Origin of the sequence: Catellatospora sp. KI3 (assembly GCF_029948125.1) — a bacterium.
In the GTDB taxonomy this organism is placed as follows: Bacteria; Actinomycetota; Actinomycetes; order Mycobacteriales; family Micromonosporaceae; genus Catellatospora.
The window spans coordinates 115,023-140,101 of the sequence record NZ_JASAMB010000013.1; the positions used below are offsets into that span (position 1 = coordinate 115,023).

20 protein-coding genes are annotated in these 25,079 nt (G+C 71.6%); 8 read left to right on the plus strand and 12 right to left on the minus strand.

Going from position 1 to position 25,079, the window contains the following annotated elements:
• Positions 1 to 4 precede the first annotated feature (4 nt).
• Positions 5 to 1,960, plus strand: a complete 1,956-nt coding sequence (locus QEZ54_RS21255; protein ID WP_281306433.1) for a family 43 glycosylhydrolase — start codon at positions 5 to 7, stop codon at positions 1,958 to 1,960.
• Between the two features lie 44 nt (positions 1,961 to 2,004).
• On the opposite strand, the gene QEZ54_RS21260 is transcribed toward QEZ54_RS21255, so the two are convergent.
• From QEZ54_RS21260 to QEZ54_RS21275, 4 genes are read right to left on the minus strand one after another with little or no spacing between them, the layout of a single operon-like run.
• The gene (locus QEZ54_RS21260; protein ID WP_281306434.1) at positions 2,005 to 2,631 is read right to left on the minus strand and encodes an LUD domain-containing protein; all 627 of its coding nucleotides are present in this window, start codon (positions 2,629 to 2,631) and stop codon (positions 2,005 to 2,007) included.
• A complete protein-coding gene (locus QEZ54_RS21265; RefSeq protein WP_281306523.1) occupies positions 2,628 to 4,067 on the minus strand; it encodes a LutB/LldF family L-lactate oxidation iron-sulfur protein in 1,440 nt (479 codons plus the stop codon). The genes QEZ54_RS21260 and QEZ54_RS21265 overlap by 4 nt, the downstream gene beginning before the upstream one ends.
• A 17-nt stretch (positions 4,068 to 4,084) precedes the next feature.
• Entirely contained in the window at positions 4,085 to 4,828 is a 744-nt protein-coding gene (locus tag QEZ54_RS21270) for a (Fe-S)-binding protein (protein WP_281306435.1), read from the minus strand.
• A 3-nt stretch (positions 4,829 to 4,831) separates the two neighbouring features.
• Complete coding sequence (locus tag QEZ54_RS21275) at positions 4,832 to 5,857, minus strand: LacI family DNA-binding transcriptional regulator (RefSeq protein ID WP_281306436.1); 1,026 nt, start codon at positions 5,855 to 5,857, stop codon at positions 4,832 to 4,834.
• Between the two features lie 246 nt (positions 5,858 to 6,103).
• On the opposite strand from QEZ54_RS21275, the gene QEZ54_RS21280 reads away from it, so the two are divergent.
• The 7 genes from QEZ54_RS21280 to QEZ54_RS21310 all read left to right on the plus strand — a co-directional run bounded on the left by QEZ54_RS21280 (position 6,104) and on the right by QEZ54_RS21310 (position 15,448).
• A complete protein-coding gene (locus QEZ54_RS21280) occupies positions 6,104 to 7,642 on the plus strand; it encodes a sugar ABC transporter ATP-binding protein (protein WP_281306437.1) in 1,539 nt (512 codons plus the stop codon).
• A complete protein-coding gene (locus QEZ54_RS21285) occupies positions 7,639 to 8,604 on the plus strand; it encodes an ABC transporter permease (protein ID WP_281306438.1) in 966 nt (321 codons plus the stop codon). Before QEZ54_RS21280 ends, QEZ54_RS21285 begins: the two co-directional genes overlap by 4 nt.
• A complete protein-coding gene (locus tag QEZ54_RS21290; RefSeq protein ID WP_281306439.1) occupies positions 8,601 to 9,617 on the plus strand; it encodes an ABC transporter permease in 1,017 nt (338 codons plus the stop codon). The genes QEZ54_RS21285 and QEZ54_RS21290 overlap by 4 nt, the downstream gene beginning before the upstream one ends.
• A 93-nt stretch (positions 9,618 to 9,710) precedes the next feature.
• Positions 9,711 to 10,688 (plus strand): substrate-binding domain-containing protein, encoded by a 978-nt coding sequence (locus tag QEZ54_RS21295; RefSeq protein WP_281306440.1) that lies wholly within the window; start codon positions 9,711 to 9,713, stop codon positions 10,686 to 10,688.
• Between the two features lie 80 nt (positions 10,689 to 10,768).
• Positions 10,769 to 11,935 carry an L-rhamnose isomerase gene (gene rhaI / locus QEZ54_RS21300; protein ID WP_281306441.1) on the plus strand — a complete coding sequence of 389 codons (1,167 nt, stop codon included), beginning with the start codon at positions 10,769 to 10,771 and terminating at the stop codon, positions 11,933 to 11,935.
• 3 nt (positions 11,936 to 11,938) lie between these two features.
• Positions 11,939 to 13,978: a bifunctional aldolase/short-chain dehydrogenase gene (locus QEZ54_RS21305; protein ID WP_281306442.1), complete on the plus strand. Its 2,040-nt coding sequence runs from the start codon at positions 11,939 to 11,941 to the stop codon at positions 13,976 to 13,978.
• A 3-nt stretch (positions 13,979 to 13,981) separates the two neighbouring features.
• Positions 13,982 to 15,448 carry a rhamnulokinase family protein gene (locus tag QEZ54_RS21310; RefSeq protein WP_281306443.1) on the plus strand — a complete coding sequence of 489 codons (1,467 nt, stop codon included), beginning with the start codon at positions 13,982 to 13,984 and terminating at the stop codon, positions 15,446 to 15,448.
• Between the two features lie 46 nt (positions 15,449 to 15,494).
• Here QEZ54_RS21310 and QEZ54_RS21315 read toward each other — a convergent pair whose 3' ends face one another.
• The 8 genes from QEZ54_RS21315 to QEZ54_RS21350 form a co-directional block, all read right to left on the minus strand.
• Positions 15,495 to 16,724, minus strand: a complete 1,230-nt coding sequence (locus tag QEZ54_RS21315; protein WP_281306444.1) for a phospholipase D-like domain-containing protein — start codon at positions 16,722 to 16,724, stop codon at positions 15,495 to 15,497.
• A gap of 55 nt (positions 16,725 to 16,779) precedes the next feature.
• A complete protein-coding gene (locus QEZ54_RS21320; protein WP_281306445.1) occupies positions 16,780 to 17,544 on the minus strand; it encodes a glycoside hydrolase family 16 protein in 765 nt (254 codons plus the stop codon).
• 287 nt (positions 17,545 to 17,831) lie between these two features.
• Entirely contained in the window at positions 17,832 to 18,863 is a 1,032-nt protein-coding gene (locus tag QEZ54_RS21325; protein ID WP_281306446.1) for a LacI family DNA-binding transcriptional regulator, read from the minus strand.
• A gap of 78 nt (positions 18,864 to 18,941) precedes the next feature.
• A complete protein-coding gene (locus QEZ54_RS21330; RefSeq protein ID WP_281306447.1) occupies positions 18,942 to 19,805 on the minus strand; it encodes a sugar phosphate isomerase/epimerase family protein in 864 nt (287 codons plus the stop codon).
• A 71-nt stretch (positions 19,806 to 19,876) separates the two neighbouring features.
• The gene (locus tag QEZ54_RS21335) at positions 19,877 to 21,061 is read right to left on the minus strand and encodes an ABC transporter substrate-binding protein (protein WP_281306448.1); all 1,185 of its coding nucleotides are present in this window, start codon (positions 21,059 to 21,061) and stop codon (positions 19,877 to 19,879) included.
• A gap of 47 nt (positions 21,062 to 21,108) precedes the next feature.
• Positions 21,109 to 22,116, minus strand: a complete 1,008-nt coding sequence (locus tag QEZ54_RS21340; protein WP_281306449.1) for an ABC transporter permease — start codon at positions 22,114 to 22,116, stop codon at positions 21,109 to 21,111.
• Positions 22,113 to 23,117: an ABC transporter permease gene (locus tag QEZ54_RS21345; RefSeq protein WP_281306450.1), complete on the minus strand. Its 1,005-nt coding sequence runs from the start codon at positions 23,115 to 23,117 to the stop codon at positions 22,113 to 22,115. Before QEZ54_RS21345 ends, QEZ54_RS21340 begins: the two co-directional genes overlap by 4 nt.
• Positions 23,114 to 24,637 (minus strand): sugar ABC transporter ATP-binding protein, encoded by a 1,524-nt coding sequence (locus QEZ54_RS21350; RefSeq protein ID WP_281306451.1) that lies wholly within the window; start codon positions 24,635 to 24,637, stop codon positions 23,114 to 23,116. Before QEZ54_RS21350 ends, QEZ54_RS21345 begins: the two co-directional genes overlap by 4 nt.
• Positions 24,638 to 25,079: the final 442 nt, after the last annotated feature.

Below are 25,079 nucleotides of genomic sequence, written 5' to 3' on the forward strand. Positions count from 1 at the left end.
CCCCATGTCCAGAACGCACAGAACCCGGCTCGCCCACGCGGGCGCGCTGCTGGTGCTGATCGCCGCGCAGCTGCTCGCCGGGCCCGCCCAGCAGGCGAGCGCCGCCTACACGACCACCATCACCAACTTCGACGCCGCCGGCAACCAGACCATCCGCTTCGACACCGCGGGCAACGCGGTCGACGCCCACGACGGCGACCTGGCCCTGTTCGGCGGCGTCTACTACCTCTACGGCACCAGCTACGACTGCGGCTACCAGTGGAACGCCGCCGGGACGCCCTTCTGCGGGTTCAAGGTGTACTCCTCACCCGACCTGGTGCACTGGACCGACCGGGGCCAGCTCTTCGACGCCACCACCGCGACCTGGCAGACGCGCTGCAACGGCAGCACCTACGGCTGCTACCGCCCGCACGTCGTCTACAACAGCGGCACCGGCAAGTACGTACTGTGGATCAACAGCTACGACAACACCAGCGGCTTCCACGTCTTCACCGCCACCCAGCCGACCGGACCGTTCACCCAGGCGGCCGACCCGACGGTGGCGGTCAACAGCGGCGGGGCCACGAGCGGCCTCAAGAACGGCGACCACGACACGTTCGTCGACGACGACGGCACCGCGTACCTGGCCTACACCGACTGGGTCAGCGGCGGCGGGATCGTCGTCGAGCGGCTCGACGCGAGCTACCTGTCCGGCACCGGCAGCCACGTCCGGGTGACGCCCGGCTCCACCGAGGCACCGGCGCTGTTCAAGCGCAACGGCACCTACTACCTGACCTACTCCGACCCGAACTGCGGCTACTGCTCAGGCACGGGGACGTCCTACCGTACGGCGAGCTCGCCGCTGGGCACCTGGTCCAGCGGCACGAAGATCAGCACGAACTCGTGCGGCGGGCAGCCGTCGTTCGTGACGCCGATCAGCCTGACCAGCGGCACGGCCTACCTCTACGGCAGCGACCTGTGGAACAGCGCGGCACCGAACGAGGCGCTCGCGAACTTCTACTGGGCCCCGCTGACCTTCTCCGGCTCCGCGATCAGCAGCATGACCTGCCAGAACACGGTCACCCTCGCGCTGACCACCGGCTCGGCCGGGGTGCAGGACACCGTCCCGGATCTGGACCAGCACGACGGAGTGGACGGCTTCCGCCGCTGGGCCGACATCGGCCCGGTGTCGCGCATCCAGACCTTCGTGCCGTCCCGCAGCGGCACGCTGACCAGCGCGTCGCTGACCACGTTCCAGACCGGCAACCCGAACGCCGGGCTGACCTTCGACATCTACCAGGCCGACGCGTCGTTCCAGCCCACCGGCTCGGCGCTCTACACCGTGACCGTCCCCGCCGCGTCGATCGGCTGGTCACCCCGTTCGGTCACCGTCTACCCGAACATCTCCGTCACGGCGGGCACCCGGTACGGCATCGTGGCCCGCTCGACGACCACGTCGGGCCTGTACGGCTGGGCGTTCAACGAGAACGCGCCCTACCCGTCGGGCGGCAGCGCGTACAAGAACAGCAGCGTCAACTGGACGGCCGAGACCAACCGGAGCCTGAAGTTCCAGACCACGGTCGGCAGCGGCACCGGCGGCGGCTGGACCTACTGCGCCGCGGCCGAGAACGGCACCTGCTCGGTGTCGGGTACGGCCGTGGTCCGGTACGGGGCGAGCAGTTCCTACCTGTACAAGACGGTGACCGGCAGCATCGGCTGCAACCAGACCGCGTTCGGGGGCGACCCGATCTTCGGCACGGTCAAGCACTGCGACACCTCGCCGCAGCCGTCCGGCAACGGCTGGACCGCCTGCGCCGTCGGCGAGACGGGCACCTGCACCTTCACCGGCACGAAGGCGGTCGCCTACGGCGCCAACGGCGCGTTCCTCTACCGGACCGCGACCGGCAGCACCGGGTGCAACCAGACCGCGTTCGGCGGCGACCCGATCTTCGGCACGGTGAAGTCCTGCTACTACAAGTGAACCCGTGAGCCATGGACGGCCGCCGAGGAGGACCTCGGCGGCCGTCACCCGTCGGCGACGAGCACCACGATGAGGGTACGGGGACCGTGGACCCCCTCGACCCGCTGCAACTCGATGTCGCTGGTCGCCGACGGGCCGCTGATGAACGTCAGCGGCCGCCGAGGGTCGACCCGGGCCAGCAGCTCAGGCACGGTCTGCACCACCTGCGCCGCGTGGACGACGCACACGTGCCGGTCCGGGACCAGGGTGATGGCACGCCTGCCCTGGTCGGGGGAGCCGTCCAGGACGATGGTGCCGGTGCCGGCCGCCGCCGCGGTGCACGCGGTGAGCACGGCGTCGACGCGGTCCAGTTCGGCGGGGGACAGGGTCCCGTCGTCGACGACGGCACCCGCGGGCCGCCACCCCACCGGCAGGCCAGGCGGCACGACCACCCGATCCAGCCCGCCCAGGACCGCGGCCAGCACCGGCTCCACCGTCTGCGGCGACGCCGCGTGGACGGTCGCCCGGTAGTCGACGAGCCGGTCGGTCAGCAGCCGCAGCAGCTCCGGCGCGCCGGGCGGATGCTCGCCGGTGCGCCGGTAGGCGCGAGGCACCTCGACCGGGGCGGGGGTGCCGGACAGGGCATGGCCGATCCTGGCCAGCACCTCGTCGCGGGCCGATGCGTGCGTCACGGCTGTCCTCTGTTCTCACGCCACCAGTCGCGGAAGGTCTGCGGCGGTGGTGCGGGCGCGTCGCGGGCGGTGGTCCATGCCGACAGCGGCGGCGGCAGCCGACGGATCCGGCCGCGCCGGGCGAACAGCCGCCCGAGCCGGGCCAGCCTGCCCGCCCACCCGAAGCGCCAGGGCGAGGCCATCACCCAGGACGCGGCGGCCATCGCGACGGCCTCGGCCGACGGCAGCGCCCGCTCCTGAGTGGTACGCGAGCGCAGGTGCACCAGCAGCGACGGGATGTCGATGCGTACCGGGCACGCGTCGAAGCACGCCCCGCACAGCGTCGACGCGTACGGCAGCGACGGGTTGCCCGCCGTACCCGTGAGCAGCGGCGTCAGCACGGCCCCGATGGGACCCGGGTACACCGACCCGTACGCGTGACCGCCCGTGCGCTCGTAGACCGGGCACACGTTCAGGCAGGCGCTGCACCGGATGCAGTGCAGCGCCTCCCGGCCCACCTCGTCGGCCAGCACCGCCGTACGCCCGTTGTCGAGCAGGACCAGGTGGAACTCCTGCGGTCCGTCACCGGGGACGACCCCGGTCCACGCCGACGTGTAGGGGTTCATCCGCTCGCCGGTGGACGAGCGCGGCAGCAGCTGCAGGAACACCTCCAGGTCGGCCCAGGTCGGCACGACCTTCTCGATGCCCATGACCGTGATCAGGGTGTCCGGCAGGGTCAGGCACATGCGGCCGTTGCCCTCGGACTCGACCACGAGCAGCGTGCCGGTGTCGGCCACCGCGAAGTTGGCGCCGGACACGGCGACCCGGGCGGTCAGGAACTTGCGGCGCAGGTGGGCGCGGGCGGCCATGGCCAGCGCGCGCGGGTCGTCGGTGAGCGCCGGGTCCGCGCCGGGCATCTCGCGCAGGAAGATCTCCCGGATCTCGGCGCGGTTGCGGTGGATGGCCGGGACCAGGATGTGCGACGGCGTGTCGTGCCCGAGCTGGACGATCAGCTCGGCGAGGTCGGTCTCCCACGCGGCGATGCCCGCCTCGGCGAGCGCCTCGTTCAGTCCGATCTCCTGCGTCACCATCGACTTGACCTTGACGACCTCGTCGGCGCCGGTCGCGCGGACCAGGCCGGTGACGATCCGGTTGGCCTCGGCGGCGTCGCGGGCCCAGTGCACGGTCCCGCCGCGCGCGGTGACCTCCTGCTCCAGCCGCCGCAGGTGTTCGTCCAGTCGCGACATGGTGGCGGCCTTGACGGCCTGGCCGGCTAGGCGCAGCTGCTCCCAGTCGTCGAGTTCGGCCACGACGTGCGCGCGCTTGCCGCGGATGGTGGCGGTGGCGGCGCCGATGTTGCGGCGCAGCTGCGGGTCGGCCAGCGCGTCGCGGGCGGCGGCGGGAAACGGCCGCGCCGCGTGCAGGGCGGCCACGTCGGCGGGGGCGTGCGCGGGCATGCCCAGGAAGACCTCGCTCACGAGCCGGCACCCGTCTCGGTGGCGGCGAGGATCTCCGCGATGTGCAGGGTACGGGTGCCGGCCGACAGCCTGCCCAGCCCGCCGCCGATGTGCATGAGGCACGAGGAGTCGCCGGCGGTGAGGACCTCGGCGCGGGTGGCCAGCACCCGGGTCATCTTGTCGGCCAGCATCGCGGTGGACGTGTCGGCGTTCTTCAGCGCGAACGTGCCGCCGAAGCCGCAGCACTGCTCCGCGTCGGGCAGCTCGATGAGGTTCAGGCCGCGTACCTGCCGCAGCAGCCGCAGCGGCTTGTCGGCGACCCGCAGCATCCGCAGCGAGTGGCAGGTGGGGTGGTAGGTCACCCGGTGCGGGAAGTACGCGCCCACATCGGTCACCCCGAGCACGTCGACGAGGAACTCGCACAGCTCGAACGTCTTCGCCGCGACGGCGTTCGACCGCTCGGCGAGCCCGCTGCGGCCCAGGCCCCGGGCGACGGCGGCGTGCTGGTGGCGCACGGAGCCGACGCAGGACCCCGAGGGGGCGACGATCGCGTCGGCGTCGGCGAACACGTCGGCGAAGCGTTCGACCAGGGGCAGCGCCTGGCGCTGGTAGCCGGTGTTGAGGTGCATCTGGCCGCAGCAGGTCTGGCCCTGCGGGAAGACCACCTCGTGCCCGAGGCGCTCCAGCAGCGCCGTGGTCGCCTGCCCGACCTGCGGGAACAGCGTGTCGGACAGGCACGTCACGAACAGGGCGATGCGCATGCGCTACTTCCTGCGCTTGGTCGGCACGGGCTCGCTGGACTGGCGTACCACCAGTTCGGGGCGGAACACGACGTGCCGGTGCTGGTGCTTGTCGGGTTCGTTGACCTCCTCCAGCAGCAGCTGGGTCGCGGCGCGGCCGAGCTGCTCGCGCGGCTGGCGGATCGAGGACAGCGGCACGGCCGCGGCGGCGGCGAACTCGATGTCGTCGTAGCCGACGATGGCGACGTCGTGCGGCACGCGCACGCCGCGGCTGGTCATCTCCTGCAGCAGGCCCAGGGCGAGCAGGTCGTTGGCGCAGAACACGGCCGTCGGGCGCTCGGCCGCCGGCAGGTCGGCGATCTCCTGGCCGGCGGCGCGTCCGGCCGCGACGGTGAGGTTGGTGGTGGCGACCAGCCGGATCTGCGGTCCGCCGGCCAGCGCGGCGGTGAACCCGGCGTACCGGTCGGACACCTGGCGGATCGACAGCGGGCCGCCGACGAACGCGACCCGCGGGTGGCCGAGCTCGCGCAGGTGGTCGGCGGCGAGCTGCCCGCCGAGGACGTCGTCGACCGCGACGGAGCAGCGGTGGTGGCTGCCCGAGCCCCGGTCGACCAGCACCACCGGGATGCCGTGCTCGACCAGCTGGTCCAGGCGCGCGTCGTGGGTCTCGTTGACGGGGGTGATCAGCACCCCGAGGACGCGCTGCTCGTTGAGGATGTCCAGGTGGCGGCGCTCGCGGGTGACGTCCTCGCCGCTGTTGAAGATCATGACGTTGACCCCGGCGGTCTCGGCGGCGATCTCGGCGCCGCGCATGACGTCGGTGAAGAACGGGTTGCCCAGGTCGAGGGCGACCATCGCCACGGTGCGGCTGCGACCGGCGCGCAGCTGGCGGGCGGAGTCGTTGCGTACGTAGCCGAGTTCGGCGATGACGTCGAGCACGCGGCGGCGGGTGGCGACGGCCACGGCGTCGGGGTGGTTGAGCACGTTGCTCACGGTCCCGATGGAGACCCCGGCCCGGCGGGCGACCTCCTTGATGCTGACGGTGGCCATGGCTCCTCGGTGGTGTGACGGTGGGCGGGACCGCCCCGGGGCCCGGAGCGGCTTCAGCGTACGCCGGAACTGAAACGTGTCAACCGTGCCCCGGATCTTGTCGCGTGCCAACGAAACGGGCGCTGGGAGCGGTTGTTGGGACTGGACTGTTGACAGCCCGGCAACCGGATCGTAGCGTACGTTCCACTCGAGCCCGAAACGATTCAATTCGATCTTAGCGCAGGTTGCTGCGAAGGGAGGACGGCGGTGGCGGACACCGGAACACCGGCGCTGCTGCGGGTCGACGGCCTGACCGTGGAGTTCCCCGGCGTACGGGCGCTGGACGGGGTGCACTTCGACGTGGCGGCCGGCGAGGTCCACGCCCTGGTCGGCGAGAACGGCGCGGGCAAGTCCACGCTGCTGAAGGTCCTCGGCGGACTGCACCGGCCCAGCGCCGGAGCGGTCACCCTCGACGGAGCCGCCTACCGCCCCCGGCGCCCCGCCGACGCGGTCCACGCGGGCATCGCGGTGATCTACCAGGAGTTCAACCTCTACCCCGACCTCACCGTCGCCGAGAACGTCTTCTCCGGACGCGAGCCGGTCCACCCCCTCACCCGGGGCATCCGCTACGCCGAGATCAACCGCCGCGCCGCGGAGCTGTTCGCCGTCCTCGGCGTCGCCATCGACCCGACCGCACCGGTGAGCAGCCTGACCGTCTCCGAGCAGCAGCTCGTCGAGATCGCCAAGGCGCTGTCGGTGGACGGACGCATCATCGTCATGGACGAGCCCACCGCCGCGCTGTCGGCCGACGAGGTCACCCGGCTGCTGGACGTGGTGCGCCGCCTGCGCGCCGAGGGGCGCAGCGTCATCTACGTCAGCCACCGCCTCGACGAGGTGTTCGCGGTCGCCGACCGGGTCACCGTGCTGCGCGACGGCCGCCACGTGCGGACCGTGCCGCTGGCGGAGACCAGCACCGACGAACTGGTGCGGTGGATGGTCGGGCGCGACGTCGAGGCGCTGTTCCCCCGGGGCGACGCCGTCGCCGGCGACGTGGTGCTGGAGCTCGACCGGGTCAGCGCGGGCCGCCAGCTGCGCGAGGTGTCGCTCACCGTACGGGCCGGGGAGATCGTCGGGATCGGCGGCGTCGCCGGAGCCGGCCAGCCCGAACTGTCCCAAGTGGTCTTCGGTGCCCTGCCCGTGACCGGCGGCCGGATGCTGCTGGGCGGCGCACCCTACCGCCCCGACGGCCCCGCCGACGCGATGCGCGCGGGCATCGGGTTCCTGCACGAGGACCGCAAGGCGGCCGGCATCCTGCCCGACCTCAGCGTTCGCGACAACCTCACCGTCTCCGTCCTGGACAAGGTCCGCGGCGCGCTCGGTCGGCTGCTGTCCCCGGCGGCGGAGTCGGGCGTCTTCGCCACCTACCGCGACCGGCTGGCCGTCCGCGCCACCGGCCCGGACCAGCTCATCGGGCAGCTGTCCGGGGGCAACCAGCAGAAGGTCCTGTTCGGGCGGGCACTGGCGCCCGGCGGCCGGCTGCTGATCCTCAACGAGCCCACCCGGGGCGTCGACATCGGCGCCAAGGTCGAGATCCACCAGCTCATCAACGAGATCACCGCGGAGGGAGCCGGCGTGATCATGATTTCCAGCGACCTGCCCGAGCTGCTCGGCATCAGCGACCGCGTGTACGTCCTGGCCGGTGGCCGGGTCGCCGGGCACCTGACCGGCGCCGACCGCACCGAGGAGAACGTCATGACGTGCGCCAGCACCGGCAGGCGGATCTTCTCGCCGGAGCCCGTGTCATGACCGCCCTGCTGCGCCGGGCACCGCTCGTGCTGCCCCTGCTGACCGTGGTCATCGTGCTCGCGGTCGCCACCGACAGCTTCCTGACCGGTGGAAACATCGAGAACGTGCTGGTCGCCGCGGGGATCGTGGCGCTGCCCGGCCTGGCGATGACGTTCTGCCTGGCGATGGGGGAGTTCGACCTGTCGATCGGCTCCACCGTGTCCCTGGCCGGAGTGGTCTGCTGCAGCGCCCTGATCGCCGGTCAGCCCCTGGCCGTCGCGCTGGCGCTCGCGCTGGGCGTCGGCGCCGTGATCGGCCTGGCCAACGGCCTGGTCGTGACGAAACTCGGGGTCACGCCGTTCATCGCCACCCTGGCCACGCTCGTCATCGTCCGGGGCGTGTCGCTGGCGTACTCCGGCGGGCACGACCAGATCATCAGCTCCGCCGGGTTGAAGTACCTGGTCGGCGGGCGCCCGCTGGGCGTACCGATGCCGATCGTGCTGGTCGTCGCCGCCACCGCGGCGGCCTGGTGGGCCATGAACCGGACCCGGTTCGGCCGCTGGGTGTGCGCGATCGGATCCAACCGCGAGGCCGCCCGCGTCTCCGGCCTGCCCGTCGACCGCATCCGCATCGCCGTGTACGTGCTGGTCGGCACCGCCGGCGGCGCCTGGGGCCTGCTCATCTCCAGCCAGCTGCAGAAGGGCAACGGGCAGCTGGGCCTCGGCTTCGAACTCGACGCGATCACCGTCGTCGTCATCGGCGGCACCGCGCTGCTCGGCGGGCGGGCGTCCATCGTCGGCACCGTCCTGGGCGCGGTGCTCATCGAGACCATCCGCAACGGGCTCAACCTGCTCAACACCCCACCGGCCTACCAGCGGATCAGCGTCGGGCTGCTGCTCATCGCCGCGCTCGCGCTCAAGGGCCTGCGCCGCGCCGACGCCACCGCCATCGCGACCCCGGCCCGAGAGGCGGCGACGTCATGAACACCTCCCTGGGCAAGCTCTGGGACACCTGGGGCATCACCGCGATCCTGCTGCTGCTCCTGGCCGTCGCGCCGGTGGTCACCCCCGACTTCTTCAGCCTCGACAACGCCCAGTCGGTGCTGCGCGAGAGCGCCTACCTCGGCATCGTCGCGGCCGGGATGACGTTCGCGATCGCCAGCGGCGCGTTCGACCTGTCCGTCGGCGGCCAGCTGGCCCTGTGCAGCGTGGTGTCGCTGATGGGGTACGCCGCCGGCGGCACCGCGCTGGCCGTGGCGGCGGCGCTTGCCACCGGGCTCGCGTGCGGGCTGGTCAACGCCGGGCTGATCACCCGGCTGCGGGTGCCGCCGTTCGTGGCCACCCTCGGCACCCTGTTCGTGTTCCGGGGCGTGGCCTACATCCTCACCCAGGACGGCCCCAAAACCCTGCCCTACGACCAGATCGGCTCGCCGTTCGTGAAGATCGGCGGACTGAACGTGGCCGGGCTGCCGCTGCCCTTCGTCATCATGCTCGCCGTCTACGGCGGGGCCTGGGTGCTGCTGCGGCGCACCGCCACCGGGCGCCGGGTGCTGGCCTACGGCTCCTCGCCGGAGGCCGCCCGGTTCTGCGGCATCTCCGCGACCCGGCTGCGGTTCTTCGTCTTCGCCCTGGTGGGGCTCAGCGTCGGGATCGCCGCGCTGACCTACATCACCCGGGTGTGGACCGCCGACGGCTCCGCCCAGGACGGGTTCGAACTCAAAGTCATCGCCGCGGTCGTCCTCGGGGGCACCAGCCTCAAGGGCGGCAAGGGCACGCTCATCGGCACCTTCTCCGCGGTGCTGCTGGTCAGCGTGCTCAACGACATGCTCGTCAGTCAGGGGGTGCCGTCGGCCTACCAGCGCATCGTGCTGGGCGGCGTACTCATCGTCGCCCTGACCATCGACGGGCTCCGTACCCGCTTCGCCGCGCCCGGATCCCTGCGGCGCGCGGTGACCGGACAGGGCGGGCGAACGCCCAGACCGGGCCTGGCCCGGTGAACCACAGCGCGGCGCCCCGGCGTCGCGTGCACGGCGAAATTGAAACGTACTAACCCACGTATCCGTCCACGTTTCGCACGGAAGGAGCATCGCATGATGCTCAAAAAGGTCTTCGTCCCGCTCGTGGCGGTCGGCGCGCTGGTCCTGGCGGGCTGCACCGACTCCAACGCCGACAACCCCGGCGCCCCCAAGGACGACAAGATCGTCGTCGGCTTCTCCGTCTACGACATGCAGTACGAGTTCTTCCAGAAGATGGAGAAGGGCACCCGCGAGGCGGCCACCGCCAAGGGCTGGGAGTTCAAGCTGCACGACGAGAAGAGCGACGAGAACGAGATGGTCACCGGCGCCCAGGCGCTCATCGACCAGGGCGTCGACGTGCTGATCATCAGCCCGTTCAAGCCCAGCGCGCTCGGCCCGATCATCGCCAAGGCCAAGGCCAAGGGCGTGCCGGTGATCGTCGACGACATCGGCGGCGGCGGCGCGCCGTACGACGCGATCGTCATCTCCGACAACGCCGGGGGCGGCAAGCTCGCCGCCGAGTACATGGCCAAGCAGATCGCGGCCAACGGCAAGACCAGCAAGAACGTCGCCTCGATCACTTGCGAGCCGTCGGCGGTCTACGCCGCCCGCCGCAACGCCGGGTTCAAGGAGGCGATCGAGGCGGCCGGGTTCAAGGTCGTCGCCGAGCTGTCGGGCAACTCCAAGGCCGAAGAGGGCTACAAGGTCATGAAGGACATCATGGCCAAGAACCCCGACGTCGCCGGGGTGTTCTCCTGCAACGACCCGATGGGTGTCGCCGCCGCCAACGCGGTCAAGGACGCCGGGAAGAACCCGGTCACCGACATCGTCACCGTCGGCTTCAACGCCGACCCGGAGGCGCTGACCGCGATCAAGGGCGGCGGCCTGGCCGCCACCGTCGCGCAGGACCCCACCGCGATGGGCGCCCTGACCGTGAAGCTCGCCGGGCAGGCCCTGAACAAGGAGGCGATCACCTTCGGCAACGCGGCCGAGCGGGAGGTCTTCAACCCGGTCCTGCTGGTCACCAAGGAAAACGTCGCCACCATCAAGTAACGCGGGCCGTGGTGCGGGCGGCGCGAGCCGCACCGCCCGCACCACCTCCTGCCCCGTTCGGCGTAGCACAGGAGACGATGATGAACGACCACGCTGCCGTCAAAGCGGCCCTGCGGGCCATGCCGATCGAGACGCCGTCCTGGGCGTACGGCAACTCGGGCACCCGGTTCAAGGTGTTCGCCCAGCAGGGGGTGCCCCGCGACGCGTACGAGAAGATCGCCGACGCGGCGGTGGTGCACCGGCTGACCGGCGCCGCGCCAAGCGTGGCGTTGCACATCCCGTGGGACCGGGTGGACGACTTCGCCGACCTGGCCCGCTTCGCCGCCGACCAGGGCATCGCCATCGGCGCGATCAACCCGAACGTGTTCCAGGACAACGACTACAAGCTGGGCAGCGTCTGCCACCCCGACCCCCGGGTCCGCCGCAAGGCCCTCGACCACCTGCTCGAATGCGTCGACATCATGGACGCCACCGGCTCGTCGATCCTGTCGCTGTGGTTCGCCGACGGCACCAACTACGCTGGCCAGGACTCCATCGCCGCCCGCCAGGACCGCCTGGCCGACGCGCTGTCGCAGACCTACGACCGCCTCGGCCCCGATCAGCGGATGCTGGTGGAGTACAAGCTGTTCGAACCGCACTTCTACAGCATGGACCTGCCCGACTGGGGCACCTCCTACGCGCACTGCGTCGCCCTGGGCGACCGGGCGCAGGTGCTGGTCGACACCGGCCACCACGCCCCGGGCACCAACATCGAGTTCCTGGTCACCGTGCTGCGCCGCTTCGGCAAGCTGGGCGGCTTCCACTTCAACAGCCGCAACTACGCCGACGACGACCTGATGGTCGGCGCGGCCGACCCGTTCCAGCTGTTCCGGATCATGCACGAGCTGGTGCGGGCCGACGCCATCGCGCCCGAGGCGAACGTCGCGTTCATGCTCGACCAGTGCCACAACCTGGAAGCCAAGGTGCCCGCGCTGATCCGCTCGGTCCTCAACGTCCAGGAGGCCACCGCCAAGGCGCTGCTCGTGGACGCCGACGCGCTCGCCGCCGCGCAGTCCGGCGGCGACGTGCTGGCCGCGCACGCGGTGCTCATGGACGCCTACGCCACCGACGTACGCCCGCTGCTGGCCGAGATGCGGGCCGAGGCGGGCCTGGACCCCGACCCGATCGCCGCCTACCACCGCAGCGGCTACCAGCAGCGGATCGAGACCGAGCGCGTGGGCGGCCAGCAGGCCGGATGGGGAGCCTGACCGATGCCGTACGACAGCACGCCCGCCGAACTCGTCGCCCGCTCCAACCGGCTCGGCGCCGACCCCCGCAACACCAACTACGCGGGCGGCAACACCTCCGCCAAGGGCACCGACCGCGACCCGGTCACCGGCACCGACGTCGACCTGCTCTGGGTCAAGGGCTCCGGCGGTGACCTGGGCACGCTCACCCCGGCCGGGCTCGCCGTGCTGCGCCTGGACCGGGTACGGGCGCTGGCCGACGTCTACCCGGGCGTCGAGCGCGAGGACGAGATGGTCGCCGCGTTCGACTACTGCCTGCACGGGCGCGGCGGCGCGGCACCGTCGATCGACACCGCGATGCACAGCCTCGTCGACGCCGCGCACGTCGACCACCTGCACCCCGACGCCGGGATCGCGTTCGCCGCCGCCGCCGACGGCCAGGCGCTGACCCAGGAGTGCTTCGGCGACCGGGTGCTGTGGACGCCGTGGCGGCGCCCCGGCTTCCAGCTCGGCCTCGACATCGCCCAGCTGCACCGGGACAACCCGCAGGCCATCGGCGTGATCCTCGGCGGGCACGGCATCACCGCCTGGGGTGCCACCAGCGACGAGTGCGAAGCGAACACGCTGGAGATCATCACCCGAGCGCAGGCGTTCCTCGACGAACGGGGCAAGCCGGAGCCGTTCGGCGCCATCGTGCCCGGCTATGAGCCGCTGCCCGAGCAGGAGCGGCTGGCACGCGCGGCCGCCCTCGCGCCCGTCGTCAGGGGCCTGGTCAGCACCGACCGGCCGCAGGTCGGACACTTCAACGGCAGCGACGTCGTGCTCGACTTCCTGTCCCGCGAGGGCCACCCCCGGCTGGCGGGCCTGGGCACGTCGTGTCCGGACCACTTCCTGCGTACCAAGGTGAAGCCCCTGGTCCTCGACCTGGCGCCCACGGCGTCGCTGGAAGAGACGACCGCGCGCCTCACGGAGCTGCACGCCGACTACCGCCAGGAGTACGCGCGCTACTACGCCCGCCACGCCGCACCCGACTCGCCGCCGATGCGCGGCGCCGACCCCGCCATCGTGCTGGTCCCGGGCGTGGGCATGTTCTCGTTCGGCGCCACCAAGCAGACCGCCCGCGTCGCGGGCGAGTTCTACGTCAACGCGATCAACGTGATGCGCGGCGCCGAAGCCGTCTCCACCTACCAGCCCATCGACGAGTCGGAGAAGTTCCGCATCGAGTACTGGGCGCTGGAGGAGGCCAAACTCGCCCGGCTGCCCAAACCCGCACCGCTGGCCGCCCGGATCGCGCTGGTCACCGGCGGCGGCTCCGGCATCGGCCGCGCCATCGCGCACCGGCTGGCCGCGCAGGGCGCCTGCGTCGTCGTCGCCGACCGCGATGCGGACGCCGCGCACCGCGTCGCCGCCGAGATCGGCGGTACGGACGTCGCGGTGGGCGTGGGCGCCGACGTCACCGACGCGCACGCCGTCACCGCGATGGTCGACGCGTGCGCGCTGGCCTTCGGCGGCGTCGACCTCGTCGTCAACAACGCCGGGCTGTCGATCTCCAAACCGCTGCTGGAGACCACGGAGGCGGACTGGGACCTGCAGCACGACGTGATGGCCAAGGGGTCGTTCCTGGTCGCCCGCGAAGCCGTCCGTACCATGATCGACCAGGGCATGGGCGGCGACATCGTCTACATCTCCAGCAAGAACTCCGTCTTCGCCGGGCCCAACAACATCGCCTACAGCGCGGCGAAGGCAGACCAGGCCCACCAGGTGCGGCTGCTCGCGGCCGAACTCGGCGAGCACCGCATCCGGGTCAACGGCGTCAACCCCGACGGGGTCGTCCGCGGCTCCGGGATCTTCGCCGGGGGCTGGGGCGCGCAGCGGGCCGCCGTCTACGGCGTACCCGAGTCCGAACTCGGCGCCTTCTACGCCCAGCGGACGCTGCTCAAACGCGAAGTGCTGCCAGAGCATGTGGCCAACGCCGTGTTCGCCCTCGTCGCCGGTGACCTCTCGCACACCACCGGCCTGCACGTACCCGTCGACGCCGGCGTCGCCGCCGCATTCCTGCGCTGAGCCATGGCCACCGTAACCGTCGCCGCGGCCGACCTCGGCGCCTCCAGCGGCCGGGTCATCCTCGCCCAGGTCGGCCCGGACCGGCTCGACCTCACCGAGGTCCACCGCTTCACCAACCGGCCCGTCCGCCTCGGCGCGACCCTGCACTGGGACGCCCTGGCCCTCTACCAGGGCGTCCTCGACGGGCTCACCGCGGCTGCCCGCACGGCCGACGGACTGGACGGGATCGGCATCGACTCGTGGGCCGTCGACTACGGGCTGCTCGACGGCACCGGAGCCCTGATCGGCAACCCGGTCAGCTACCGGGACCGCCGCACCGCCGGGGTGATGGAGGCAGTCCACGCCCAGGTCGGCGCCCAGCACCTCTACCGCACCACCGGGCTGCAGAACCTGCCGTTCAACACGGTCTACCAGCTCGTGGCGGCCCGGGACACCCCGGCGTTCGCGCAGGCGCGGCGGGTCCTGCTGCTGCCGGACCTGCTGGCCTACTGGCTGACCGGCAACGGCGGCGCGGAGATCACCAACGCGTCCACGACGGGACTGCTGGACGCGACCTCGCGTACCTGGTCCAGGGAGCTGCTGGCCGCGCTGGGGCTGGACCCGGCGCTGCTGGGGCGGCTGCGGCAGCCGGGCGAGGAGATCGGGCGGCTGCTGCCCGCGGTGGCCGAGGAGACGGGGCTGTCCAGCGCGGTGCCGGTGATCGCGGTGGGCTCGCACGACACCGCGTCGGCGGTGGCGGCCGTCCCGGCGGCGACGCCGCGGTTCGCGTACGTGTCCTGCGGAACCTGGTCGCTGGTCGGGGTCGAACTGCGGGCACCGGTGCTCAGCGAGGCCAGCCGGGCCGCGAACTTCACCAATGAGACCGGCGTCGACGGGACCGTCCGCTACCTGCGCAACGTCATGGGCCTGTGGCTCCTGCAGGAGTCGGTGCGCACCTGGGACGCGGCGGGGACCGCGACGGACCTCGACGCGCTCCTGCGGGCGGCGGCGGGCGAGCCCGCGCTCGCCGCCGTGATCGACCCGGACGACCCGGTGTTCCTGCCGCCGGGCGACATGCCCGCGCGGATCCGGGAGGCCTGCCGGCGTACGGGCCAGCCGGTGCCCGGGTCGCCCGCCGCCGTGACCCGGTGCATCCTGGACAGCCTGGCGCTCGCGCACGCCCGGGCGGTGCGCCAGGCGCGCGCGCTGTCCGGGCAGGACGTCGAGGTCGTGCACGTCGTCGGGGGCGGGGCGCGCAACGCGCTGCTGTGCCAGCTCACCGCGGACGCCTGCGGGCTGCCGGTGCTGGCCGGGCCGGTGGAGGCCACCGCGCTGGGCAACACGCTGGTCCAGGCGCGGGCGCTCGGGGCGGTGACCGGCGGGCTGGACGAGCTGCGCGGCCTGGTCCGCGCGCACACGTCGGTGGTCGCGTACACGGCCAGCGGTGACGCGCAGGCCTGGCAGCTCGCCGAAGCCAGAATCCACCTGTAGCGGACCGGAGCACCGCCGCCGGGCGACCACCCGGCGGCGGCGTGCCTCAGCGGCAGGGGTAGTTGCTCTTCGTACAGGTCACGCCGGTGTTGTACGCCTCGTTGAAGTGCGTGTAGTACGCGTCGTAGAGCGGGTGGACGCTGCCGGTCTCCGGGCCCATCTTGACGAAGATCTCGTCGTTCTCGTTGAGCGCGTCCTGGGTCCAGTTCTGCGAGCCGGTGTAGACGCGGTACTGGTAGGTGCCGCCGTAGCTGCCGTACGCGAGGAAGAACTTGTTGTGGATGTCGTCCTTGCGCCGGATGTTGACCCCGGCGGTGAGCAGGTCGTTGTAGACCGACTGGGTCATCGCGACACCGCCTGCGGAGTCGGTCCCGACGGCCATCCAGACGGCGCAGCCGCCCGCCCGGTACGCCTTCACGACGTCGACGACCTTGGGGCGGCCGCTGGTGACCGAGGCCATGCCGACGCGCAGCCGGCAGTTGCTGTTCGGGGTCAGGTCGTTCAGCCGGGTCGCGATCGTGTCGGTCTGGCCCTCGCCCTCGGGCGAGGCGTACGCGTCGGCGGCGGTCGCCTGGTAGTAGCCGCGGCCGGAGGCGCTGTCGTAGTAGTCGTCGCCGGAGTAGTGGCGGCGGTTCCACAGGTCGGAGAAGTTGGCGTTCAGGCCGTTCATCAGCGCGGCGTCGCCGTACACGGTGATGGTGTTGTTGAAGGCGTCGGTGCCGGTGGCGTAGGTGAGGTTGGCCGACCCGAACCAGGAGACGCTGCTGCGCGCGACACCGGCCGGATCGACGGTGGCGGTGAAGGTGAACATCTTGGTGTGCATGTCGCCGTCGGCGCTGGTGCTGATGCACCCGTTGCCGCCGCTGGCGTTGGTGCAGAACCTGTGGTTGGCGAGCTTCTTGATCGTGGTGACGGCCGGGTCGGTCGAGGGCGCGTTCTTGCCGTCGATGACGACCATGACCGTCACCCCTCGGGTCTGCGCCCGCAGCAGCGCGTCGGCCACCGAGTCGATGCTGAGGGAGTGGATCGTGCCTTTGATGGTGGACCCGGCCGGGGCGCGGTCGATGAGCCGCTGCAGCTCGTTGATGATCGTGTAGTCCCGCCCTGCGGTCGGGTTGGTGAAGTGGGCCCACACCGGGTAGCCGCCGATGGTGGCCGACGCGCTGTGGACCGCGGCCGCGGCCGGTGCCGCGACGAGCAGGGTGCCGGCGACGGTGACCGTCGCCAGCACGGCTGCCGCCCGGCGGGCGCGACCTGCGGATGAGAAAAGCTTCATGGTGATCGATCTTGTGAAAAAAAGCTTCGCCTGTCAATCCTCGCCGGTGGCGGCGTCAGTACTTCGTGTAGGTGACCGAGTCGTAGCGGGCGGTCAGCGGTGTGCCCGGGTAGCTGAACGGGCCGAGCCAGCCGTCGACGCCGATGCCCGGCCACAGGTTCGCCATGATGCGCTGGGGACGGGTGGGCAGCGGACCGCGCGACCCGGTCTCCTGGTGGACCAGTCGGCCGTCCACGAACCAGTTGATCGTGCCCTGGTTCCACCACTCGAAGGCGTAGTTGTGGTATCCGGCGGCGGCGTCGAATCCGAGGTTGATGACCTTCTCGTGTCCGCCCACGCCGTTGGTGAAGTAGTTGGTCTGCATCTGGGTGGTGTTCTTGCCGAGGATCTCGATGTCGATCTCGTCCCAGGGCTGGTTGTCGCTCGGCCCGGTGTAGGTGAAGAACGAGGTCACCGTGCCGGAGCGCTTGACCGCCTTCATCCGTACCTCGAACCGGCCGTAGGAGTACAGGTCGTTGGTCCGGAACTCCCCGGAGGCGTAGGGCTTGCCGGAGCAGCCGCCTGGGCACGTCGCGGTGTCCAGGTTGATGCCCGTGACGCCGCCGCTGGTCCAGACGTGGTCGGCGCGCCAGCCGACGTTGAACATGCTGCCGTTGCTCCAGCCGTCCGCCTTGTGCCAGCGGCCGGTGTTGAACGAGTCGAAGTTGTCGGTGAAGCTGCCGCCGATCGCGGCGTAGGCGGGGGACGGGGCGTGGACCGAGGCGCTGACGGCGGCGAGCGCCAGCGCGGCGGCCACGAGGGTGCGGGTGAGGAGTCTCATTGCCTGCTCCATCTCTGGAGGCGACCGCGGGCAAGCGGTGCGCCATCGACGGGACTGCGGACCGGGGCGGCGGGCGGCCGGGCGGGTGAACGGCTACTGGAAGGGGTTCCAGTGGCTTCCGGCGATCCTGCGGCGTCATCGCAATGATGTGCATGGATTAAAACACTGTCAAGAGCAGCTATGTGTATCGCGACACAACTTGGCACTTGTGCGACGGCGGTACTCCGGTAGCTTTCAGACTGGAAGCGCTACCAGTCTTCGTCCGGATCACGTCCACCCTGTGCCGTTCAGCCGTGGGCGGCCGGGCGCGTCGAGCCGCGGACGACCAGGCGGTTCGGCAGGATGAGCGGCGTCGGCTGCGCGCCGTCCAGAATGGACAGCAGCATGCGGGTCATCTCCGCGCCGAGCGCTCCGATGGGCTGATGGACGGTGGTGAGCTGAGGATCGGTGTGCTGCGCCGTCTGCAGATCGTCGAAGCCGACGACGCCGACGTCGCCGGGGACCGCGCGGCCGTGGGCGCGCAGGATCCGCAGCGCACCGGCGGCCATGTTGTCCGACGCGGCGAACACGGCGTCGAGGTCCGGATGCGCCTGCAGCAGCCGGGTCATCGCCGCCGCGCCACCTGCCTCGCTGAAGTCGGCGTGCTCGACCCGCTCGGCCGGCAGCTGCGCGACCGCCATCGCGTCCCGGAAGCCGCGGTAGCGCGCCTCGGCGACTTCGAGGCTGAGCGGCCCGGTGATGGTGGCGATCCGCCGGTAGCCTGCCTCGACGAGATGCTCGGTGGCCAGCCGTGCCCCGCCCCGGTTGTCGGTGTCGACGTACCAGCGGGGTTCGCCGCGTAGCGGCCGCCCGCCGAACACGACCGGCACCGTCGTCTGCTCGGCGAGCCCGACCAGTGGATCATCGCCGTGCAGGTTCATCAGCATGATGCCGTCGGCGCGGCGGGACCGCACGATCTGCCGCAGCTTGTCCCGGCCCTCGGGCCGCCCGGCCAGCACCAGGGTCAACGTGAAGTCGGTGGGCTCCAGCGCGACGCTGATGCCGTAGATGACCTGGGCGAAGAAGGCGTCGGCGAAGATGCCCGGCACGTCGGTGGCGACCGCCAGGACCACGGCGCCGACCCGGTTGGTGGCCAGCGCCCGGGCGGACGGATTCGGGACGTAGCCCAACTCCCGCACCGCGCGCTGCACCGCCGCCCGCTTCGGGGCGCTGACATTGCCGACATTGTTGATCGCCCGGGACGCCACCGAACGCGACACTCCCGCCCGCTCGGCCACGTCGTCGAGGGTGGGTAGGCGGGCGGGCGGCGCGGTGTCCATGAGCGGGACCGGTCCTTCATCACGGGATCAGCGGACCCATCGTAGGGCAGCCGCGGCAGGCCCGGCGCCTGCGGACCGTCAGGGATGGAGCGCGGCGGTCACCTGGCGCAGGTAGGCGAGGCCCGCGGTGGCCAGAGCGTCCTGGGTGGGGGCCAGAGGGCGCCAGATGGCGGCGGCCACCGCGATGGCCTCGTTCTCGCCGGTGAAGGACTCGATGCAGATCGGGCCGCGGTAGCCGGTCGCGGCCAGCGCACCCAGCCAGCGCGGCCAGTCGAGGTGGTCGCTGCCGGGCGCGCCCCGGTCGCTGCCGGACACCTGGACGTGGACGATCCGCGGCCCGGCGAGGGCGACCGCGGCGTACGGATCGGACTCCTCGATGTTCATGTGGTAGCTGTCGAGCATGATCCCGATGTGGCCGGGCAGGCCGTCGATCGCCTCCAACGTCTGTGCCATGGTGTTGACGACCGAGGTCTCGTACCGGTTCAGCGCCTCGATCCCGATCGCGACGCCCCGCTCGCCGGCGTACTCCGCGACCGGCTCCAGCGCCGAGCGCAGCTGCCGGTAGCAGTCCGACCGCTCGTCGGGCGACATGCGCCAGAGCCGCCCCACGGCGGCGTACACCGGCCCGCACACGCTGGGCGCGCCGAGGACGGCGGCCGCGTCGACCAGGTGGCGCAGGTAGTCCTGCGAGCCGCGTACCGTCGCGGCGTCGGTGCAGACCAGGTCCCGGCCGGGCGGGGTGACCGCGAGCACGGCCGCTGCGGCCAGCCCGTGCTCGGCGAGCAGGTCGCGGACCGGGCCGGGGGACCAGTCGCCCGGATTCTCGACGGGGATCTCCACGGCGTCGAAGCCCCAGGCCGCGATCCGGGGGAGGAGCTCACGCAGGGCGCGGTCGTCGACGGGTGACGTCCAGATCCACGGGTTGGCGCCGATGGCGAACACGGTGCACCTCTTTCGCAGGCGAGAAAGGCGGCCGCCCCGCAGGGAGGCGGCCGCCGTGTCGGTACGAGGGGTTACTTGCCGCCCCAGTCCCCGGGGTAGCCGGGCAGGGTGGCGCAGCCGCACATGGCGTAGTGCAGCGGCGGCATGTCGGCCTGCACGTACTGGCTCAGGTTGTCCTGGGTGATGGTCGGCTGGGGCAGCTTCCAGGGGCTCGCCACGGCCTCACCGTTGAGGATCCGCAAGGCGGCGATGACCGGGGTGCGCCACTGGTAGGTGGGGTAGGTCGGGGCGATCGCGGTGAGCTTCTTGTCCTGCCACATCTTGAGGAAGTCCTGCTGGTCCTCCCCGACGATGGCCGGGAACGGCTTGCCCGCGTCCTCGAACGCCTCGGCGGCCGCGACGGAGGTGGCACCCGCGTCCATCCAGATGCCGTCGATGTCGCCGAAGCGCTGCAGGTAGTTCGTGACGATGGTCTTGGTCTTGGCCGCGTCACCGTCGGTGAACTCGACGCCGACCACGTCCAGGTCGGACTTGTCGAAGACGACCTTCGCCGCGCCCCAGCGGGCTTCGAGCACGTCGACGCCGGGCAGGATGCGCAGCGCCAGGATCTTGCCCTTCGGCTTGACCTTGTCGGCGAGGAACTCCGCACCGGTCGCGCCGAACGCGTACCCGCCGATGGGGTTGATGAAGGTGACCGGGCACTTGGTGTTGACGCCGCGGTCGAACACGATGACCGGGATCTTCGCGCAGGCCTGCTCGACGGCCGGGGTCAGGGTCGCGGTCGTGTTCGGGGAGACGATCAGCGCGTCGCAGCCCTTGCCGAGCAGGTCGGTGATGTCGGAGATCTGCTTGTCGTCCTTGCTCTCCGCGTCGGTGACGGTGAACGTCTTGATCTCCGGGTGCAGCTTCACCTCGGCCTGCATGTTCTTGAAACCGACCTGCCGCCACGGGTTGCCCACCCCCGCGTTGGAGAAGCACAGGTGGTACGGGCCTGCCTTCTTGTACTTGGCGGTGTCCACGGTCGTCGGCTCGAGGGCCTGCTCCCACGGCTTGTCCGCGGGCCCGGTGGCGGTCTTGGTACGCAGCGCCAGCTCGTTGTCGTGGTCGGCCTGGACGAAGAACTTCGACGTCTCGCCGGTGCCGGCCCCGGTGGGCCCGGCGCTGGGCGAGGCGCCGGGCACGTCGCTGGTGCAGGCGGCCAGGCCCACCGCCACGGCGGTGCACACGGCCAGCAGGACGGGTGTGCTTCTCCTCATGGGCGTTCCTTTCGGTGTCAGTTCAGTCAGGCGGTGCGGTGGGGCGTTCAGGCGCGGCGGCGCAGCGTGCCGACGGCGACGGCGACGAGGATGATCAGGCCCTGCACGGCGGAGCTGAGCGCGCCGGCGACGCCGAGCAGGTTGAGCAGCGTGAGCAGGGTCTGCAGGGTGAGCGCCCCGAGCATGGCCCCGGCGACCGAGCCGCGCCCGCCGCCGAGGACCACCCCGCCGAGCACCACCGCCGTGATCGCGGTGAACTCCAGGCCCTGCCCGACCTGGAAGGACACCCCGCCGAAGCCGCCGAGCAGGATCGCCGCTACGGCCGCGCACAGGCCGCTGGCCAGGAAAGCGATGGTGCGCACCCGGGCGGTGCGGGCCCCGGTGACCCGGGCCGCCCTCGGGTTGTCGCCGACGGCGAGCAGCACCTTGCCGAAGTCCGACCGCATCGCCAGCACGGCCAGGACCGCGACGCCGGCCAGCACCAGCACCGCGTACGGGAGCTGTCCCAGCACGGGTACGCCGTCGATGCCGCGGCGGCCGAGCATCCGGAACTCCTCCGACAGCGCCCCGCGCGGTGAGCCGCCGGTCCAGGTGTAGACCGCGCCGACGAGGACCAGGTACATGCCGAGCGTGGTGATGAACGAGGGCACCTGCAGCAGCGTGGTGACGGTGCCGTTGACGAGGCCGACGAGCAGGCCGAAGGCGAGCAGCAGCGCGATGACGGGCCAGGTCGCGGCCGGGTCGCCGTCGATGAGCCGGGCGGCGATCACGACCTCGGCGGTGACCAGGGAGCCGACCGACAGGTCGAAGTCGCCCGCGACGATGACGAAGTACTGCCCGGCGGCCAGGATGATCAGCGGCGCGGCGCGCTTGAGGAAGGCCAGCAGCACCGGCGGGTCGTAGAAGTCGGGCTGGCGGACGCCTACCGCGATCAGCAGCAGCACCAGGATGATCAGCACGGGCCGGATGCTGCCCGCACCCCAGCCGCTTCGCCCGCCGCGGCCCAGCCCCGGGGCGACGGCCGGGGCGGTGGGCGGGGCCAGTTCGGTGCTCATGCGGTAACCGCCTTGCGCCGGTCGGAGGTGCGGCGCAGGCGCAGCGCGTACACCGCGACGGCGGCGACGATGACGACGCCACGCACCATCTGCTTGAAGAAGGAGTCGACTTCGAGCTGGTTGAACACGCCGTCGATGACGGCCAGCAGCAGCACCCCGCCGACGGTGCCGGTGACCCCGCCCCGCCCTCCGGCGAGCACGGTGCCGCCGAGCACGACGGCGGCGATCGACTCCAGGTCGTAGCCGCCCTCCGCGCCGACCCGGGGCGCACCCGCGCCCAGCCGGCTGGCCAGGTAGAGCCCGGCGATCCCGGCACACAGCGAGCAGATGACGTGGGTGCGGATCAGCACCCGGTCGGTGCGCACCCCGGACAGCCGGGCCACGTCGAGCCCGCCGCCGGTCGCGATGAGGTGGTGGCCGTAGCGGGTGCTGCGCAGCGTGAACCAGGCCGCGGCGGCGACCGCGGCGAACAGCAGGAACGACAGCGGCACGGGACCGAGGCGGTCGTAGCCCAGGTGCTGGAACGAGACGGGCACGCTGCCGGCCGGTCCGGCGTACCCCTGCTCCAGGTAGCCCTTGATGAGCAGGCCGACGCCGAGCGTGGCGATGAACGCGTTGATCCGCAGCTTGGTGATCAGCAGTCCGTTGACCAGCCCGATCCCGGCGGACACGGCCAGCACGAGCAGGATCGCGGGCAGCACCATGCCGTCGGCGCCCGCCATCGTCTCGGCGGCGACCAGCGAGGTCAGGCTGATCACGTACGCCACGGACAGGTCGAGGGAGCCGGCCAGGATCGCGATGGTCTGCCCGACCGCGACGATGCCCAGCCCCGCGGCCCGCTGCAGCAGGCTGATGGTGCTGGACTCGCTGAACGGCGAGCTGCCGTCGAGGGTGACCAGGACGCCGCCGACGATCAGGGCCACCGCCAGCGCGGGCCATACGCCGTTGGTGGCGTCCAGGTGGGGCAGCCGAAGCCGGGTGCGGACGGAATCCGTGCTCATGCGGGCGCCTCCGTGCTGGTGGTGGCCCCGGTGGCCAGGCTCATCACGGCCTCCTCGCTCGCCCCGGCGGGCAGTTCGCCGGCGATCGCGCCGTCGCGCATCACGACGATGCGGTCGCTCATCCCGATCAGCTCCGGCAGCTCCGAAGAGATCATCAGAACCGCGGCGCCGTCGTCGGCGAGCCTGCGGATCAGGTCGTGGATCGCGGCCTTCGCGCCGACGTCGATGCCGCGGGTGGGTTCGTCGAACAGCAGCACCCGCGGGTTCATCGCCAGCCAGCGGGCCAGGATCACCTTCTGCTGGTTGCCGCCGGACAGGTAGCGGATCTCCTGACCGGTGCCCGCGGCGTGCACCTCGACGGCGTCGAGCAGCTCGCGCACGGTGGTGGTACGAGCCGTGCGGCCGTACCAGCGGGGCCGCACGGCGCGCTGGGCCAGCAGGGCGTTGTCGAGCACCGACTGGCTGAGTGCCAGGCCCTCGCCCTTGCGGTCCTCGGTGACGTAGGCGATGCCGGCCCGCACCGCCTGCCGGGGCGAGCGCACCCGCGCCGGCACCCCGTCGAGCAGCAGCTGCCCGGTGCGGAACCCGTCTATGCCGAACACGGCCCGGGCCAGGGCGGACCGGCCGGAGCCCTGCAGCCCGCCGACGCCGAGGACCTCGCCGGCGCGCAGTTCGAGGTCGACCGGGCGCAGCCGGTCGTTGCCGGCGGCGGTCAGCGTCAGCCGCGCCGCGCCAGCGCGGCCGGGGGCGGCGCGCTCGGGGAAGTAGTGCGACAGTTCGCGCCCGACCATGTGCCGGACCAGGATGTCCGGGGTGGCCTGGGCGGTGTCGAGGGTGGTCACCCGGCGGCCGTCCTTGAGCACCGTGATCCGGCTGGACAGGTCGAAGACCTCGGTGAGCCGGTGCGAGACGTAGAGGATGCCGATGCCGCGCTGCTGCAGGCGGCGGACCAGCCGGTAGAGCAGCTCGACCTCGTGCTCGGCCAGCGAGGCGGTGGGCTCGTCCATGATGAGCACCCGCGCGTCCAGCGCCAGCGCCTTGACGATCTCGACGACCTGCTGCTGCGCCACGCTCAGCCGGCCGACCTTCGCCTGCGGCTCGATCGCGGTCTCGCCGACGCCGGCCAGCAGCTCGGCGGTGCGGTCCTGCATGGCCCGGCGGTCCACCAGCCCGCGGCGCAGCGGCTCGCGGCCCAGGTGGACGTTCTCCGCGACGGTGCGCTCGGGCAGCAGGTTGAACTCCTGGTGGATGATGCCGATCCCGGCGGTCTGCGCGGCGCGCGGGTCCGGCAGCGTCACCGGCTGCCCGGACAGCTCCAGGGTGCCGGCGTCGGGCTGGTACACCCCGCTGGCGATCTTCATGAGGGTGGACTTGCCGGCGCCGTTCTCGCCGACCAGTGCGTGCACCTGGCCGGGGTGCAGGTCGAGGTCGACGCCGTCGAGCACCCGTACCCCGAAGAACGCCTTGCCGACCCCGCGCATCCGCAGCAGCGGCCGGTCGCTGTCACTGTCTGGCTGCACTGCACCTCCTCGATCAGTTCGGGTTGGGGCCGGAGCGCCGTCGAACTTTCGCTGGTGTGGCAAGAACTTTTGCTCCGCCGATCGGAAGTCTTGGCGTCGGACGTTAAACGTTGATGCTCGATCTAGCAAGCCCGTAACCAGCGTGAAATGGTCACGGTTCAGCATTGATGCATCTACCAGGAGCGATGTAGAGCGTTCTCGGTCTTTTCTCCGTGCCGACCGTAGTTTTGCCTGGCGCACAACAAACTTTCGTTGATTCTTTTGGAACTGGCATCGACAGAATGTTGACGTCGCCCGCTCGATCGGGCCATGCTCGGCATCGCGCTCCCGTTCAGAACTGACGCACGTCGATGTCGAGGCCCGCTTCGGCATCGGAGCGCTGCACGGTCGTGCGTCGCGGCGGACGCATGACGGACCCCGACCGTCCTTTCAGGACCATTAA